The organism is Tundrisphaera macrotermitis, from assembly GCF_051175315.1.
GTDB lineage: Bacteria > Planctomycetota > Planctomycetia > Isosphaerales > Isosphaeraceae > Tundrisphaera.
Window position 1 is genome coordinate 1,163,120 of sequence record NZ_CP195100.1, and the last position, 14,900, is coordinate 1,178,019.

Consider the following 14,900-nt stretch of genomic DNA (forward strand, 5'->3'; position numbering starts at 1 on the left):
CTAGCACGACGCCCTCGGCGATGTCGAGCCGTGACGACGCACGGCCGGCCCACCCCGTAGGATGGCCGGCCGTGCATCGAGATCCGGTCGCGGGCCGCGGGGCCCGGCTTACTGGACGGGGTTGGCGAGCAGGGTGTTCAGCTCGGCGACCATCGGGGCGGGGAGCCGGTCGCTGCCCGCCTGGGCCACCCGCAGGTGGTCGGCGGCCTTGCGGGCCTTGCTCTTGTCCGAGGCCATCAGCCGGCCCATGTGGAAGTTCAGGACCGGGTGGTCGGGCGACTTGCCCAGCCCCTTCCGGTACGACTCCTCGGCGTCCTTGGCCCGGCCCATCTTCTCCTGGATCGAGCCCAGGGTGTCGAAGAACTCGCCGGGCAGGCCGTTCGGGTCGACCCGCTTGAGCAGACCCTGGGCCAGCTCCAGCGCCTCCTGGCTCTTGCCCAGGTAGCTGTGCAGGATCCACGCCTTGTTGTTGACCGCCTCGACGGCGTTGGGCTGGGCGGCCAGCACCTTGTCATACTCGGCCAGGGCCCGGCCCAGGAGGTTGCGCGACTCGGACTGGTCGGCCTGGGCCTCGGACAGCGAGAGCAGGAGGTCGCCGAGGCCCAGGTGGGCGACCGGCGTGTCGAGCTTCGCGGCGGCCTTCTCGGCCCAGGGCAAGGCATCGGCCAGGCGGTTGGCCTGGTGCAGGCCGGAGGCGATGGCCAGCATCCGTTCCCCATTGGCATCGGGCTCGCCATACTCCTTGGCCAGGGCCCGGGCCTCGGCCAGGTCGGCGGCGGGGGGCTCGACCCCCTTGCCCCGGGGCTCGCCGAGCAGCTGCACGGCCAGCTTCAGGGCGGTGGTGTCGTCCGGGTTGGCCTTGAGGGCCTGCTTGAGCACGGCCACCGCCTGGGGGCGGGCCTGGCCCATCATCTGGATCTCGGCCGAGAGCCAGTAGGCGTCGGCGAAGGCGGGGGTGGCCTTGATGGCGGCGGCGAGCATCGCCAGGGCCCGGGCGCGGTCGGCCTGGACCTGGGCGGGCGACCCGCCGCGGGTGGCCAGGGCCCGGGCCTCGATCAGGAGGGCGGCCTTGCCGGTGCGCCCCTCGGGCTCGCCCTCGGAGACGATGTGGGCCTGCTGCACGGCCTCGTCGATCTTGCCGGTCTGGAGGTTGAGCTTGGCGAGCTGGAGCCGGGCCTCGGTCAGCCGGGGGTTGCGTTCCAGGGCCTCGGCCAGGGCGGCGGCGGCCTCGCGGGGCTGTCCCTTGGCCTGGAAGACCTGCGACCGGAGCATCGGGCCGGCGGGCGACCCCTTGGCCAGGCCATCGACCTCCTGGGTCAGGGCCAGCGACCGGGTGTAGTCGCCCCGGCGGAGTTCCAGCTCGCCTTCCAGCTGCGGGAAGTTGGGGTCGGACTTGAACCGGGGGCGTGCCTCGCGGATCAGCGACGCCTCGCGTTCGTTGAGCCGATTCTCGGCCTCCTTGTCGCCGGCCCGGCCGGCCTCGATCGCCTGGGCGGCGACCAGGCGGACCTGGGCGATCGCCAGCGAGGCGTCGTCCGGGGACTCCTTGAGCAGCTCGGCGGCCAGCCGCTCGGCGTCCTCGAAGTCGCCCCGCTCGCGGTGGAACGACATCAGCATCCGGCGATAGGGACCCTTGGGCTCCTCCTTGGCCTTCTCCTCCAGGAAGGTGGCCGCGGCCTTGACCCCCTGGGTCTTGGCCAGGAGCTGGCACTTGGCCTGCACCAGCTCGGCGGCATCGGGGTCGACCGCCAGCCCCTGGTCGAGGACGGCGATGGCCCGGGCGTAGCTCTGCTCGGTGGTCGGGGCCACCGTCTCGACGGCGGCCAGCATCAGGTAGAACACGGCCGGCGACTTGTCCCCCTTGGCGGCCGTGGCGTCGATCCCCTTGCGGATCGTGGCGATGGCCTCGGGCGTCTTGCCGGTCCGGGTCTGGATCTCGGCCTGGGTGACGACGGCCCCCGGGTTGCCCGGGTCGGCCTTGAGGACCGGCTCGATCAGCGCCAGGGCGGCGGCGTCATCCTTGTGGATCCGGTGATAGGTGGCGGCGCGGACCCGTTCCTCGGGGGTGGGCGGGGACTTGGGGTCGTTCACCAGGGACGCGATCTCGGCCTTGGCCGCCGCCCAATCCTTCTTGGCCTCGTGGGCGGCGATCAGCTGCCAGCGGACGTCGCGGGCGATTGAGCCGGCCTTGCCGTCCTTGAGCATCCCGCGGAACCGGGTGATCGCCGCGTCGAGGTTGCCGCTCTCCATCGCCAGGTTGGCCAGGGCCGACTGCGACGCGGCCACCAGCGGCAGGCCGTCGTCGACCTCCTTGATCGAGTCCTCGCCGGCCAGGGCCTCGAACACCTGGGCGGCCGCCTTGGGGTCGGCCCGGCCGTCGAGCTGGGCCTTCCAGAACTGGACGATCTTGTTGTTGGGGTCCTTCTTCAGGGCGGCGTCGAAGTGGGCCGAGGCGGCGGCGAGGTCCTGCTTGGCCAGGGCGAGCTGGGCGTCCAGCAGGTCGGCCGCGGCGGCGTCCTTCCACCGGGCCCGGATCTTGGCGATCCCGGCGGCAACGGCGTCATAGTCGCGGAGCTGGAGGTCGAGCAGGGCGAGCTGGACCAAGGGGGCGGAGTTCTGGCCCCGGTCGGCCACGGCGTTGAGCAGCTTGCGGGCGTCGCCCGAACGCTTGAGTTCCTTGGCCAGGATCTGGGCCCGCTGCTGGATGGCACCGACGTGGTCGGGGACGCGGGCCAGGAAGTCGGCCAGGACCTTGTCGGCCTGCTCCGCCTGCTTGGCCTTGACCAGCAGCCCGGCCTCCAGGACGGCCAGTTCGCCGCTGTCGGGGTACTTGTCGCGGGCCTTCGCCAGGCGATCCCGGGCGTCCTGCTCGCGGCCCATCTCGCCGAGGGTCAGGATCGCGAGCTGCTCGGCGGCGGGGCCGGCCTTGCCGCGTTCGACCAGCCAGTCGATCCGCTTGAGGGCGTCGGCGGCCCGCCCGAGCATGACCTCGATCTGGGCCAGCCGCAGTTCGACGGCGGGGGTGGCGTCCTGCCCCTCGGTGAACGCCTTGCCGTATTCCTCGATCGCCTTCTTGAGGTCCTCGGGCGACCGGCGGGTCTGGTGGATCTCGCCGCTCAGCAGGTGGAGCGTGCCGGCCATCGACTTGGGCAGGCGGCCCTGCTCGACGGCCTGGAGCATCCGGGCGACGATCGGCTCGGCGTCCTCGGGGTAGCCGGCCTGGACGACCGACCACGCGGCCCAGATCTGGTACTGCGGCTCGAGGTTGCCCAGCCTCTGGGCGAGCTGGAGGTACTGCCGGCCCATCGCCGGCTCCTGCGAGAGGATCAGGGCCACGCCGTAGCGGGCCTGGGCCTCGGCCAGGTGGGGGAGCTGGCCGGCGGCGACCTTGAGGTGGCCCAGGGCGGAGGCCCGGAGCTTGGCCTGCTCGATGCGGGACGACTCCTTGGTCTGGACGTCGGCGACGAGGCCGGCCTTCTCCAGGTCGATCGCCCCCTGGAACAGGTGGCCGAGGGCCTGGAACCGCTCGTGCTTGCACTCCAGCAGGGCCTTGATGTGGGGGGCGGCGTCGTCATAGCGGCTCGTGCTGGCGACGTTGCCCAGGATCGACTCGACGGCCAGGGCGTGCAGGCCCATCGCCGTCTCGGTGCCGGCCTGCTTGGCCGCCGCCGGGGACTTCAGGCCCTGGGTCACGACTTCCATGCACTGCTCGCGACGCTCGCGGAAGCGGAGGTGATCCGCATAGGCGAGGTAGACGCTCAGCTCGGCACCGCCGGGGATGGCCAGCGACTTCTGGAAGATCTTCTCCGCCGCTTCGTCGATCGAGCCGGCCAGTTCGGTCAGGTGATCCCGGGCCGACGGCTCGGTGATCCCCAGGCCGAGCAGCGACCGCTGGGTCTGCTCCAGCAGGACGCTGATCCGGGGGATGCGGGTGTGCGGGATCTCGCGGTCGGAGGCGGCGGCGATCGCCTCGGCGATCAGGGCGTCGACGCGGGGCCGGAGGTCGGCCGTCGCGGTCGTGGCATCGACGTCCATGGCCCGGAGCCGGAGCAGGGCCAGGCGGTCGGTCGGATCGGCGTCGGCCGGCAGCGTCGCGGCGCGGGACCTCTCCAGGATCGGGGCGAGCTGGGCCTGGTCCTTCGACAGTTCGGCCACCCGGGCGGCCACCCAGTCGGTGCGGATCCGGCGGGGCTTCTCGGCCTCCAGGGCCGTCAGGTGGCGGCGGATCTCGGCGATGTTGGGCACGCCGTCATCCAGGGTCAACGCGGCGAGGGTGAAGTGGGCCTCGGCGTTGTTCGGCTCGATCGAGAGGATCTCCTTGGCCCGGATCCCCTGCTGCACGACGTCGTCCCGGCGGATCGCCTCGGCCAGCAGCTTGCGTCGCGGCGCGGCCCGCCGCGAGTCGTGCTTGGCGGCGCCGGCCAGGTAGCCGAGGTAGAGGTCGCGGAGGGCGGCCTTCTTCTCCTCGGGGGCCGTCTTCAGCTGCTCCTCGTACATGCCGGCGACTTCCTCGTGGATCGCGGCGTTGCGGCCGTCGAGCTGGAGGGCGCGGTCGTAGTCGGTCTTCGCCTTGTCATATTCCTTGGCCTGGCGCTCGGCGCGGGCTCGTGCGAGGATGTCGCCGGGGCCCTTCCCGCCCATGACCATCGCCATCGCCATCAACCCGAGCACGGCCACTGCTACGAACAGGCCGGAGAGGATCAAGAGGGGTTTCCAGCGGACCGTCATCGGGCTCTACTCCTTGGCTCGGGGGGCCGGGTGCCGCGTCGCGCGGTGGTTCCCCGGGGGCGACCATCCCGGTCGCGGCCCGGGGCCGTCGCCATGCGTCATGGATGTCTATCAATCGGCGGGGAGGGGTTCTTCGGGCCGACCCTCGAGGACCTGCGATCCTTCGCGAAGGGGCCGGAGAGCTGTCGACCGGCCGAGCGCCCGTGCGGGCGTCGACGTCGGCACGACCCGGCCTGACACGCCTCCCAGGTGGACAGTCGAAATTGCGGAACGCCGTCCGACAGGAGACGCCCCCCTTCGCCGGGACATCACGGGACGGGGCGGCCCCCTCGCTCCATCCGACGCCGCCGGCCAGCCCCAACCCTCTCTAGGTGCGAGGGTTCCGACCCGGCAGGGGCAACATCACCAGCGCAACCAGGGCCGCGAGCCCGAGGGCCGAAAGCGCCAGGCCGTCGCGGAGGCTGGACGGCCGGAAGGTGAACTCCGCCCGATGTTCCCCCGGCCCGACCATGGCCCCGAGGAAGTCGCCGTAGGCCCGGAGCACGGGCGCCTCGCGGCCGTCGATCGCCAGACGCCAGCCCGGGTGGAACGACTCGGCCAGGACCAGGCAGCGTCGGCCGTCCGACCGGGTGGCGACCCGGATCGAGCCCGGCCGGTCGGAGAGGATCCGGGCCTCGCCCGGCGCACCGCCGTCCAGTTCCGGCCGGGGCGGCTCGTCGAGGACGACCACCTCGGCCGGATCGATCCGGCCGACGGCCGCCCCCGGGTCGTCTGAGACGACCGATCGGGCGACGAGCCGGGCCCTCGGCAATGGGTCGGCGACAGAGGTCCACCGGCCCGCCTCGTCCTGGACCCAGGAGGCTCCCGCGATCCGGAGGGGGCCCGCTCGGTCGTAGTCGAGCGAGCGTCGGGGGGTCAGGGCCATGTAGCCGCCGACGACGCGATGGCCGGACATCAGCCCGAGGTTGGGCCGGCGGTCGGTCGCGATCCGCCCGGGGGCGAGATCGGGCGGGTGCGGGGCCATCGTGGCGACGACCGCCGGGACGCCCATCGTGGTGTTGATCCCGAGGTAATCGCGGGCGAACACGAGCTGATCGGCCGCCGCGAACAGGACGAGCGCCGGCAGGGCTGCCCTCACGCTTCGCGCGGCGGCCACCACCCCGGCCGTGGCCGTCCCGATCAGGATCGGCCCGAGCAGGATCCCCTTGGACGACGACACCCACGCCATCGCCCCGGGATCGGCCCGGGCCCCATACCACAGGCCGATCGTGACCGCCGTCGAGGCCGCCAGAGGGATCAGGATCGGCCAGAGCCGCCGCCAGCGCGGGGCCTCGCGGAGGTCGGCGAGGTCGGCGAACCCGACCGCGGCCACCGCGGCGAGGGCGAAGTGGGCGATCCCGACGAATCGGGTCGGGCCCCGGAACAGGTCGCCGAACGGGATGAGTTTCAGGTAGAGCCCGTAGAGCGGCGTGTAGCGCCCGAACGCCAGCGCCAGGGCCACCCCGCCCACGACCGCCGACCAGGCGATCAGCCCCTTCCGATCCTCCCTGCCCCCCCGACGGACCAGCAGCCAGGCCATGAGGACCCACGGGAGCGACCCGGTATAGAGGCAAAACTCCTGCCGGAGGCTGTCGTCGTCCCCCTGCCAGCGGCGCCCGGTGCCGTCGCGGTCGCCGAGCGAGCGGGCCTTGAAGAAGTAGGGGGCGACGAACTGGGAGGCGTTCGCGGGGTGGAGCGAGAACGTCATCGAGAACGCATCCGACCCGACGGCCCGGACCGAGCCCGACTTCACATCCAGCGTCGGCAGCAATTGCACGCCCGCGATCATCACCCCCACCAGCTTCGCCACGGCCCACCCGGCGACGCGAGGCCCTCGCCCCCGAGGCGACCGGCCGACCCGCCAACCGAGGTAGGCCAGTTCGACCAGCCCCGCGAAAAAGACGATCTGCGGCTGGCCGCACAGGAACGCCGAGGCCGTCAGCAGCGCGAGGGCGGCAAACCCCCGGCGGACCTTACGTAAGTCGGCATCCAGGCCCACGTCGGCCGACGCGAGGAGCCAGGGAAGGTGGACGAACGGCTCCAGGTAGTTGAGATGGAGGTAGCGGATCAGGTTGAAGCCGCAGAAGGCGAACAGGAGCCCGCCGAACGCCGCCCCGGCACCGTCGAGCCCGCGGCGGCGGAGGAACCAGGCCATCCCCGCGAAGGCGATCGGGTAGTTGAGCAGCCACTCGGCGTTCAGGCCGACGTCGACCGGGAGGGTGGCGTAGAGCAGGAGGTGGAGCGGGTGGGCCATCCCCGCCTGCCCCTCGCCGTGGAGGTAGAACCCGCAGAACACGCCGGGGCACCAGGCCGGATTCTCCCACGCGGCCAGGCACCGGCCGTAGAAGTCGCGCAACGGGAGGTGGAAGTCCGCGAGGTCGGCCGTCGTGAAGACTTCCCGCCGCATCATGGGCAGGGCCAGATAGGCCAGCACGATCAGGGCCGCGCCCACGCAGAGGCCCGGCAGGTACGGCCGGGGTCGTCGGTCGGTGGCATCGGGGGCGGTCGGCGGGTCCGGGGCGGGCATGGCGATCGGCCGTTGGTCGGGGACGGGAGGCCGGGATCCGGCGGACGAGGTAATCTACATCGTCCGCCCTCCCCACGCGAGCCGGTCGCGAGCGGCCGGGCACCTCAGTCCGCGACCTTCTCCAGCCCGACCGTCGGCAGGGGGAGGGACTGGCTGGGGAAGACGCGGCTCAGCAGGATCAACTGGTCATCGGCCCGGAGTGGGCCGGCCTCGCCGCCGATGGGATTGATCATCATCTCCTCGCCGCGCTGGATACCGATGATCAGGCACGACCGCTTGTCCTCGCGATAGCGGGCGAACAGGCCGGAAAGCTCGGAAAAGACGGTGCCCACCAGGGCCTCCGGGGCGGGGAGCAGGTAGATTTCGTTGGCGTCGCGGCCGACGGTCAGGAGTTCCTGGTAGAAGCGCGTCATCCCGTGGAACAACGAGGCCCGGGCCAGCATGCGCAGGCCGAGGTCGTCGGAGGAGATGATCTCGTCGGCCCCGGCCCGCTTCAGGTGGCTCCGGTTCGCGAGGTTGCGGCACTCGACGGCGATGTTGGGCTGGTGGTCCCCCTTGCAGATCGCCCGGATGGCGACGCAGGTGATCAGCGTCTTGCCGTCGGCGTGCTTCCCCTCGCGATCATCGGCGAGGACCACGACCGAATAGGCGTCGGCGACCTTGGCCCGGCGGAGGATCACGTCGTTGCTGGGCTCCCCCTTCACGATGTAGACGTCGCTGAAGGCGGCCTCATCCTGCTTGTCGGGCAGCTCGATCTCCTCGGGCCGGTCGTGGATGATGACCACCGGCCGCTTCTGCTGGATGATCCGGCTGTGGACCTCGCGGATCCAGTCGAGGCCGCGCGGGGCCCAGTTGCACAGGACCAGGTGGTCGCTCATCTGGAACTCGGTCACTTCGCGCCTCCGGAGGTATTTCTCGACGAGCAGCGATGCCACCACCGCGGTGAAGAAGCTGACCAGGCCCACGCCCACGATCGACAGGACCATCGCGAGCAGCCGACCGGGCACGGTCGTCGGGGCGTCCTCCAGCCCGCTGAAGAGCAGCAGCCAGACGTTCCACAGGGCGTCGAACGGCGTCTCGTAGCCCGGGTTGACGTGCCGTTCCGTGAGGAAGAGGGCCAGCGCCCCGGAGAACCAGATCAGCAGGGCCACCAGGGTCAGCAGCCCGAGCTGATTGCGGCTCCACGCGGCCATGGATCGCACCAGCGGGCGGAGCGTCCGCGATTCCAGGATCTTGGTGATCTGGTGGAGGAGTTGCCGGGTGGATTTCGCCATGTCGACCGGCCGTCGGGCGGGCCGGGCCTGCTGGATTGGGAGGACATCGGGTCGGGGCCGGCGATCTGGGCCCGGAAGCAGTCTACGCGATTCCCGGGCCGACTGAGGTCGGGGCGCACCGAATCCCGATCCGGGGCCGGCCCGCCAACGAAAAAAGGCCCGATGGCGCGGGGCCATCGGGCCGGGGCGATCGTCGGAGGCCGGCGGGGGGAGAGGACCTGCCGGTCCGATCGAAGGCTTATTTGCTGGGCTTGGCCAGCGGGATGAAGGTGGCGGCCCCGTCCGGCGTCTGGACGTGGACGGTCAGCTCGTTGGCGTTGGCCGCGATCTCCTCGAACTGCTTGGGCGATTCGATCGGGGTGAGCTTCTTGTCCTTGAGGACGCTGGTGATCAGCAGGCCGGCCTTCAGGCCGTTCGAGTCGGCCGGGCTGTCTTCCTTGACGTCGCTGATGACGACGCCCTTGGCCCCCTCGGGGTAGCCGAACTGCTTGGACAGGTCGGCGGTCAGCTCCTGGACGGTCAGGCCGAAGCCGTCGACGGCGGCCTTGGCGGGCTCGGGCTTGCGGGCTTCCGGACGGTTGCCGCGGCCGGCACGCTCGGCACGGGCGGACAGCAGGGTCTCGGCGGGGGCCAGGGTGACCTTGGCGGTCATCTCCTTACCTTCGCGGAGATAGGTCAGGGTGAACTCCTTGTTCGGCTCGCTGGTGGAGACCAGGTTGCGGAACGAGGGGACGGCCACGGCGGGGGTGCCATCGAAGCCGGTGATCACGTCGCCCACCTTCAGTCCGGCCTTGGCGGCGGGGCTATCGGGCAGGACCGAGGCGACCAGGACGCCCTTGAGCTTGGAGTCGTAGCCGAACTGCTTGGCCAACGCCGGGGTCAGCTGACCGAGGCCGATGCCCAGCAGCACGCGGTTGACCTTGCCGTCCTTGATCAGGCGTTCGGCCAGGTTAGCGGCCATGTCGATGGGGATGGCGAAGCCCACGCCGGCGCTGGAGCGGGTCGAGGTGGCGATGACCGAGTTGATCCCGATCACGCGGCCTTCGAGGTCGACCAGCGGGCCGCCCGAGTTGCCGGGGTTGATCGCCGCGTCGGTCTGGAGGAAATCCTCGTAGGCGTCATCGCCCAGCATGTGCGAGTCGCCGCGGCCGATCGCCGAGATGATGCCGGAGGTCACCGACTGGTCGAAGCCGAATGGCGAGCCTACCGCCAGGACCCAGTCGCCGACGCGGACCTTGGAGCTCTTGCCCCGGGGCAGCGGGCGATAGTCGGTCGCTTCCACCTTGATGACCGCGACGTCGGACTTGGGGTCCGTCCCCACGACCTTGGCCGAATATTCTTCGCCGTCGGAGAAGGTGACGGTGATCTTCTCCGCCCCTTCGACGACGTGGTTATTGGTGACGATATGGCCCTTGTCGTCGTAGACGAATCCGGAGCCGGTGCCGTTGGAGCGGCCTCCGCCGCCGAACTGCTGCTTCTCCAGCCGGCCTTCGGGGCCGAAGAACTGGCGGAGCATGTCCTCCAATTCCTTGGGGCCCATGTTCGGGTTCATGTTGCCGTGCGGGTCGACCGGGCCGCGGCCATTCGGGAGCCGGGCCGAACGGTTGCCGTGCACGACGCTGATCTGGACCACCGACGGCTTGACGAACTCGGCGACGGCGTTAAACGCATCACTCAGGGCCCGGGCCTGCTGCTGCCCCTCGGGGGAGATCTGCGGGGCGGCGGGCACGGCGCGGGTCACGCCCCGCGAGCTGACGAGGGCGGCGGTGGAGAGGACGATGGCCGCCCATGCCAAGGCATTCCGTTTCATATCGAAAGGCTCTCCTGGAAAATGAAGGGGCGTCTGCGGGGACGCTCTCGAACTCGACGTCCGGGTCGAGCCCTCGGCGACTCGACCAACCCCAGTTTTACGATCCGGCCGCGACGAAGGTTTGACCCGTCCCGACTTTTTTTCGGATCGGATCCGCCAGGGTCAGTGTAGGCGACGGGGGCGGATTTCGCGTACTTTAAGGTTCTTCGCGGAAACTTCGAGAACATTTTTTCCTTCCGAACGGGCCGGCGGCATCCATGTGGGACCCACGCGACCAGACGCCCGACGACTTCCTCCGGAAGGCCCGCGAGGTCGGGGTGCCCGACGGCGCGGCCCGGCGGTTGATCTCGGCCGTTATGGGCCACGGCGTCCACGAGGTCGCGACGTGGGGGCGAGCGTTCCAGGTGCCCAAACTCCTGGGCGATCGCGTCGGCCCCCTGCCCCGGCTGAGCATGGATGCGTCGGTGACCTCCCCCGTGGACGGCTTCCAGAAGCTCCGGTTCCGCACCGGCGACGGGCTGGCGATCGAGACGGTTTTGATCCCGCTGGAGAAGCCTGGCGCGGTCAGCCTGTGCCTGTCCTCGCAGGTGGGCTGCGCGATGGGATGCGCCTTCTGCGCCACGGCGAGGATGGCCGATCGCCGCAACCTGGCGACCTGGGAGATCGTGGACCAGTGGGTCCAGGCCCGGGACCTGGCCCGATCCCAGGGTCGTCGCGTGACCGGGGTGGTCTTCATGGGGATGGGCGAGCCGTTCCTGAACACGCCCCGGGTCCTGGCCGCCGCGGAACTGCTCCGCTGCTCGTTCGGGGCGGCGATCGCGGCCAAGGCGATCACGATCAGCACGGTGGGCATCGTCCCGGAGATCCTCCGGTTCACCGATGAGGGGCACAAGTTCCGCCTGGCCATCAGCCTGGGCGCCGCCACCGATGAGAAGCGGGCGAGGCTGGTCCCGGTGGCGGCCCGCTGGCCGGTGGCCGAGGTGATCGCCGCCGCCCGCCGCCACGCGCTCGCCCGCCGGGATCGGATCACCCTGGCCTATGTCTGCATCGGCGGGGAGAACACGTCCGAGGACGACGCCCGCGCCCTCGGCGAGTTGATCGGCGATACCCCGGTCCGGCTCGACCTGATCGACGTCACCGATGCGACCGGGCGGTTCCGGCCGCCCACGCCCGAGGAGATGGGCGACTTCCGCGACGCCCTCACCCGCCACGTCGGCCAGCCGGTCGTGCGGCGCTATTCGGGGGGCAAGGACATCGCGGCGGCTTGCGGGACGTTGGCCGGGGCCTGACGGACCTTCCGGAGACGGCCTTCGCCCAGCCGACCCGCCTCGATGTCGCCCCACGACGTATAGGCCGCGATCCGATCCGAGACCACCGGGAAATCCAGGGCCTGGGTGAACAGGGTGTGGGCCATCCCGCTCAGCTTGAAGTGGTCGATCTCCTCGACCTTGTCCGCGAGCGGGCCGAGGCGGTGGCGGTCGAGCCAGGTCAGGCCCACCCGGCCGATCGCGCCGCCGTTGCCGGTGTAACGCCCGAAGGTGTAGACGGCCAGCGCGTAGTCGCGGCGGTTGGGCAGGTTGAGAAGGGCCTCGCAGGTCGGCAGCGTCTGCTGGAGACGGTGGCCGGGGTCGAGCCAGTCGTGGGCCGCGGCTGCGTCCAGGGCGATGCAGCGGATCCGGAGGTCGCGCCGACCCGAGGAGAGCTGGCACGACGGCTCGCGGAGGAACCGGGGCAATTCGGCGCCGGACAGGAGATGGGTGGTCGTTAGGACGATCCGCCCGCCGTCGCTCTGGCCCATCAGGCAGATCCGCGACTCGGGAGGGCTCGCCTGGAGGATCCGCGCCAGGTGATAGCCGGCCACCCGAGATCGCCGGGCCTTCTCGTTGAGGTCGACGATGATGTCCTTCAGCGACCGCTCGCTGGGCCAGTCGAAGATCACGAACAGGGAGTCCGGGGCGAATCCGCCCTTGGCTTCGAGCTTGGCGCGGACCTCGATCCCTTCCTTGATGGCGTCGCGATAGCCGTAGCCGTTGCCGTGGATCAGGATGACGACGGGCCGACCCGCCATCTGCTGGAGCAACTCCTCGGGCTCGGCCCCGTGCAGGGGCCCGCCGTGCTCGTCGAGCCGGGCGACGGTCAGGCCGGTCCAGGGGTTGGTGCCGAGGATCTGCTCGCACGCCCGCGTGTGGACGACCCAGGTCTCGATCGACGTCCCCGGCGACTGGAGGTCCGGGTCGGTGTCGTTGCGCGGCGAGTCGACGATGAGCCTCCCCGACAGATCCGGGCCCTTCCCCCACGGCTTGGGCTGCGGCTTGGCCTGGGGGGCCCGCGCCAGGTAGGGCGTCAGGCATCCGGGCCCGCAGAGCATGGCCACGAGGGCGAAGAAGGCCCAGAAGCCGGGCCGCGCCCGCGGTCGAGTCGGTTCACTGCGTGACATGGGGGGTGGATCCGATCCCGCCGGATCGCCCCCTTCCCTGGGGACGATCATCCTCCTCATCGTCTTCGGCCGAACCGGACCAGGAACTCCAATCGATCCCATCGGACGGATCCGAATGATCGGCCCTTCGAAACGGAAAAGAACCGCACCCGGCCGGGGCGCGGGGCGGTTCCTCGATGGCTTCGGATCGGTCGGGGACGCCGACCCCGATCGGTCAAGCGCCGGCGGCCGACTTGATGGCGGCGATGGCCGTCTCGTAGTTGGGCTCGGTGGCGATCTCGGGGACGATCTCGACGTGGGTGATCGTGTCCTTGGGGTCGACCACGAAGATGGCGCGGGCCAGCAGCGGGATCGGCAGTCCCTGGATCAGCACCCCGTAGTGCTCGCCGAAGCTGTGGTCGTGGGCGTCCGACAGGTTGGCGATGTTGGCGATCTGGTTGTCGGCGCAGAACCGCTTCATGGCGAAGGGGAGGTCGAGGCTGATCGTGAAGGCCTGGACCTTGTCGCCCAGGGCATTCAGCTCGGTGGCGAACCGCTTGGTCTGGATCGAGCAGACCGGGGTGTCCAGCGACGGGACGACGCTGAACAGGCGGACCTTGCCCGCGCTGTCCTTCAGCGTGACGGCCCCCAGGTCGCCGTTGACGCAGGCGAAATCGGGGGCGGGGTCGCCCGGCTTGAGCTTGGGCCCGACCAGGTCGATCGGGTTGCCCTTCATCGTCACTTCGCCCTTGCGTACGTCGGCCATCGGTCACGGTCCTCGGCGGGATTTGGGTCGGTCGCGGGGGGGCCCGGTGTCGGGACCCGACACCGACAGGGTAGCCGCCGGCCGACCCGCCCCGCAAGCGGAGAGTCCGTCAGAAGCCCTGGCCCTTGGTCGTCGTCTTGACCCGCGCCAGGTACATGTCGGCCGCGATGAACAGGGTCGATCCGTCCTCGCCGCCGAACGCGACGTTGCCGTTGGGGACGCCCGTGACCAGGGTCCCCAGGTGGGTGCCGTCGGGGTCGAACACCAGGACGCCCCCCGGCCCGGTCGCGAAGACGTTGCCCGCCTTGTCCACCTTCAGCCCGTCGGGCAGCCCCTTGAGCGTCTTGGTCCCGCGCGTGGCGTCGAAGAAGACCCGCCCGTTGGCGACGGTCCCGTCGTCCTTGAGGTCGAAGGCCATCCAGATCGCCCGCTCCGAGTCGGAGTTGGCGACATACAGCGTCTTCTCGTCGGGGGAGAGCCCGATGCCGTTGGGGTGGGACATCTCCTTGGTGATCAGCGTCACCTTCCCATCCTTCGCCAGGCGGTAGACCCCGTTGAACGGGATCTCCTTGAGCGGGGACTTCTCTCCCCCCTCCAGGCCGTACGACGGGTCCGTGAAGTAGATCGAGCCGTCGGAGTGGAGCACGGCATCATTCGGGCTGTTGAATCGCTTCCCCTCGAAGCGGTCGGCCAGCGTGGTGAACGACCCGTCGGCCTCCAGGCGGGCGATCCGGCGGTCGCCGTGCTGGCAGAGGATCAGCTTCCCGTCTTTGTCGAACAGGAGCCCGTTGGACCCCGGCTCGCCGCCGCGGGGCTCCTTGCCGGTGTACCCGCTGGGCTTGAGGAAGACCGAGGCCTCCCGATCCCCGGACTTCCATCGGTGGACGACGTTGCGGGGCACATCGGAGAAGACGACCGACCCGCCCTTGCGATCCCAGGCGGTCCCTTCCGACCAGTCGAAGCCCTCGGCCAGAATCTCGATCTTCGCCCCGGCGGGGATCAACTTGTCGAACCGGGGGTCGTTGCGCTCGATCCCGCCCAGTGACTTGGCGGCGACGGGGGCGGCCTCCTGGGCCGAGACCAGAGGGGCTAACCAGAGGCAGGCCGCGATTCCGGCCGCGTGGGCCCCGGTGATCGTTCGATACATGGCGGTCGATCTCGTGAACTCGGGTGAGTGTAGGAGGGCCGATCGACGCGACGGCGCCTCGTTTCAGATCCGCAATAGTCTCAGATGCCGGACCACGCGTCGAGTTTCCTGAATCCGGACGACGCACCCGCGATCCGCCGATCGTGGGCCGAGGGCCCGGGGGACCGGGTTGCGCCGGAGGCGGGTCCGGTTT

8 protein-coding genes are annotated in these 14,900 nt (G+C 70.6%); 1 reads left to right on the top strand and 7 read right to left on the bottom strand.

Annotated elements, in window-relative coordinates; all coding sequences use genetic code 11:
* Nucleotides 1–108: 108 nt before the first annotated feature.
* The 4 genes from TA3x_RS05045 to TA3x_RS05060 form a co-directional block, all read right to left on the bottom strand.
* The gene (locus TA3x_RS05045; protein WP_435019016.1) at nucleotides 109–4,728 is read right to left on the bottom strand and encodes a tetratricopeptide repeat protein; all 4,620 of its coding nucleotides are present in this window, start codon (nucleotides 4,726–4,728) and stop codon (nucleotides 109–111) included.
* Nucleotides 4,729–5,095: 367 nt separating this feature from the next.
* A complete protein-coding gene (locus tag TA3x_RS05050; protein ID WP_435019017.1) occupies nucleotides 5,096–7,294 on the bottom strand; it encodes a hypothetical protein in 2,199 nt (732 codons plus the stop codon).
* A 104-nt stretch (nucleotides 7,295–7,398) separates the two neighbouring features.
* Nucleotides 7,399–8,568, bottom strand: a complete 1,170-nt coding sequence (locus TA3x_RS05055; protein WP_435019018.1) for a potassium channel family protein — start codon at nucleotides 8,566–8,568, stop codon at nucleotides 7,399–7,401.
* A gap of 238 nt (nucleotides 8,569–8,806) precedes the next feature.
* Nucleotides 8,807–10,378, bottom strand: coding sequence for a trypsin-like peptidase domain-containing protein (locus TA3x_RS05060; RefSeq protein ID WP_435019019.1), 1,572 nt, complete (start codon nucleotides 10,376–10,378; stop codon nucleotides 8,807–8,809).
* Between the two features lie 257 nt (nucleotides 10,379–10,635).
* Here TA3x_RS05060 and TA3x_RS05065 point away from each other — a divergent pair, with 257 nt between their 5' ends.
* Complete coding sequence (locus tag TA3x_RS05065) at nucleotides 10,636–11,667, top strand: radical SAM protein (RefSeq protein WP_435019020.1); 1,032 nt, start codon at nucleotides 10,636–10,638, stop codon at nucleotides 11,665–11,667.
* On the opposite strand, the gene TA3x_RS05070 is transcribed toward TA3x_RS05065, so the two are convergent.
* From TA3x_RS05070 to TA3x_RS05080, 3 genes are all read right to left on the bottom strand, one after another.
* Nucleotides 11,613–12,815 (bottom strand): alpha/beta hydrolase, encoded by a 1,203-nt coding sequence (locus TA3x_RS05070; RefSeq protein ID WP_435019021.1) that lies wholly within the window; start codon nucleotides 12,813–12,815, stop codon nucleotides 11,613–11,615. The two genes, TA3x_RS05065 and TA3x_RS05070, sit on opposite strands and share 55 nt — an antisense overlap.
* 214 nt (nucleotides 12,816–13,029) lie before the next feature.
* Complete coding sequence (gene tpx / locus TA3x_RS05075; RefSeq protein ID WP_435019022.1) at nucleotides 13,030–13,560, bottom strand: thiol peroxidase; 531 nt, start codon at nucleotides 13,558–13,560, stop codon at nucleotides 13,030–13,032.
* 109 nt (nucleotides 13,561–13,669) lie between these two features.
* Nucleotides 13,670–14,707: an SMP-30/gluconolactonase/LRE family protein gene (locus TA3x_RS05080; protein WP_435019023.1), complete on the bottom strand. Its 1,038-nt coding sequence runs from the start codon at nucleotides 14,705–14,707 to the stop codon at nucleotides 13,670–13,672.
* Nucleotides 14,708–14,900: the final 193 nt, after the last annotated feature.

What these genes read in the sequence shown, in the direction of transcription:
- TA3x_RS05055 (WP_435019018.1), bottom strand. Translation starts at nt 8,568, where the DNA reads ATGGCGAAATCCACCCGGCAACTCCTCCACCAGATCACCAAGATCCTG.
- TA3x_RS05060 (WP_435019019.1), bottom strand. Translation starts at nt 10,378, where the DNA reads ATGAAACGGAATGCCTTGGCATGGGCGGCCATCGTCCTCTCCACCGCC.
- TA3x_RS05070 (WP_435019021.1), bottom strand. Translation starts at nt 12,815, where the DNA reads ATGTCACGCAGTGAACCGACTCGACCGCGGGCGCGGCCCGGCTTCTGG.
- TA3x_RS05045 (WP_435019016.1), bottom strand. Translation starts at nt 4,728, where the DNA reads ATGACGGTCCGCTGGAAACCCCTCTTGATCCTCTCCGGCCTGTTCGTA.
- TA3x_RS05065 (WP_435019020.1), top strand. Translation starts at nt 10,636, where the DNA reads ATGTGGGACCCACGCGACCAGACGCCCGACGACTTCCTCCGGAAGGCC.
- TA3x_RS05050 (WP_435019017.1), bottom strand. Translation starts at nt 7,294, where the DNA reads ATGCCCGCCCCGGACCCGCCGACCGCCCCCGATGCCACCGACCGACGA.
- TA3x_RS05080 (WP_435019023.1), bottom strand. Translation starts at nt 14,707, where the DNA reads ATGTATCGAACGATCACCGGGGCCCACGCGGCCGGAATCGCGGCCTGC.
- tpx (WP_435019022.1), bottom strand. Translation starts at nt 13,560, where the DNA reads ATGGCCGACGTACGCAAGGGCGAAGTGACGATGAAGGGCAACCCGATC.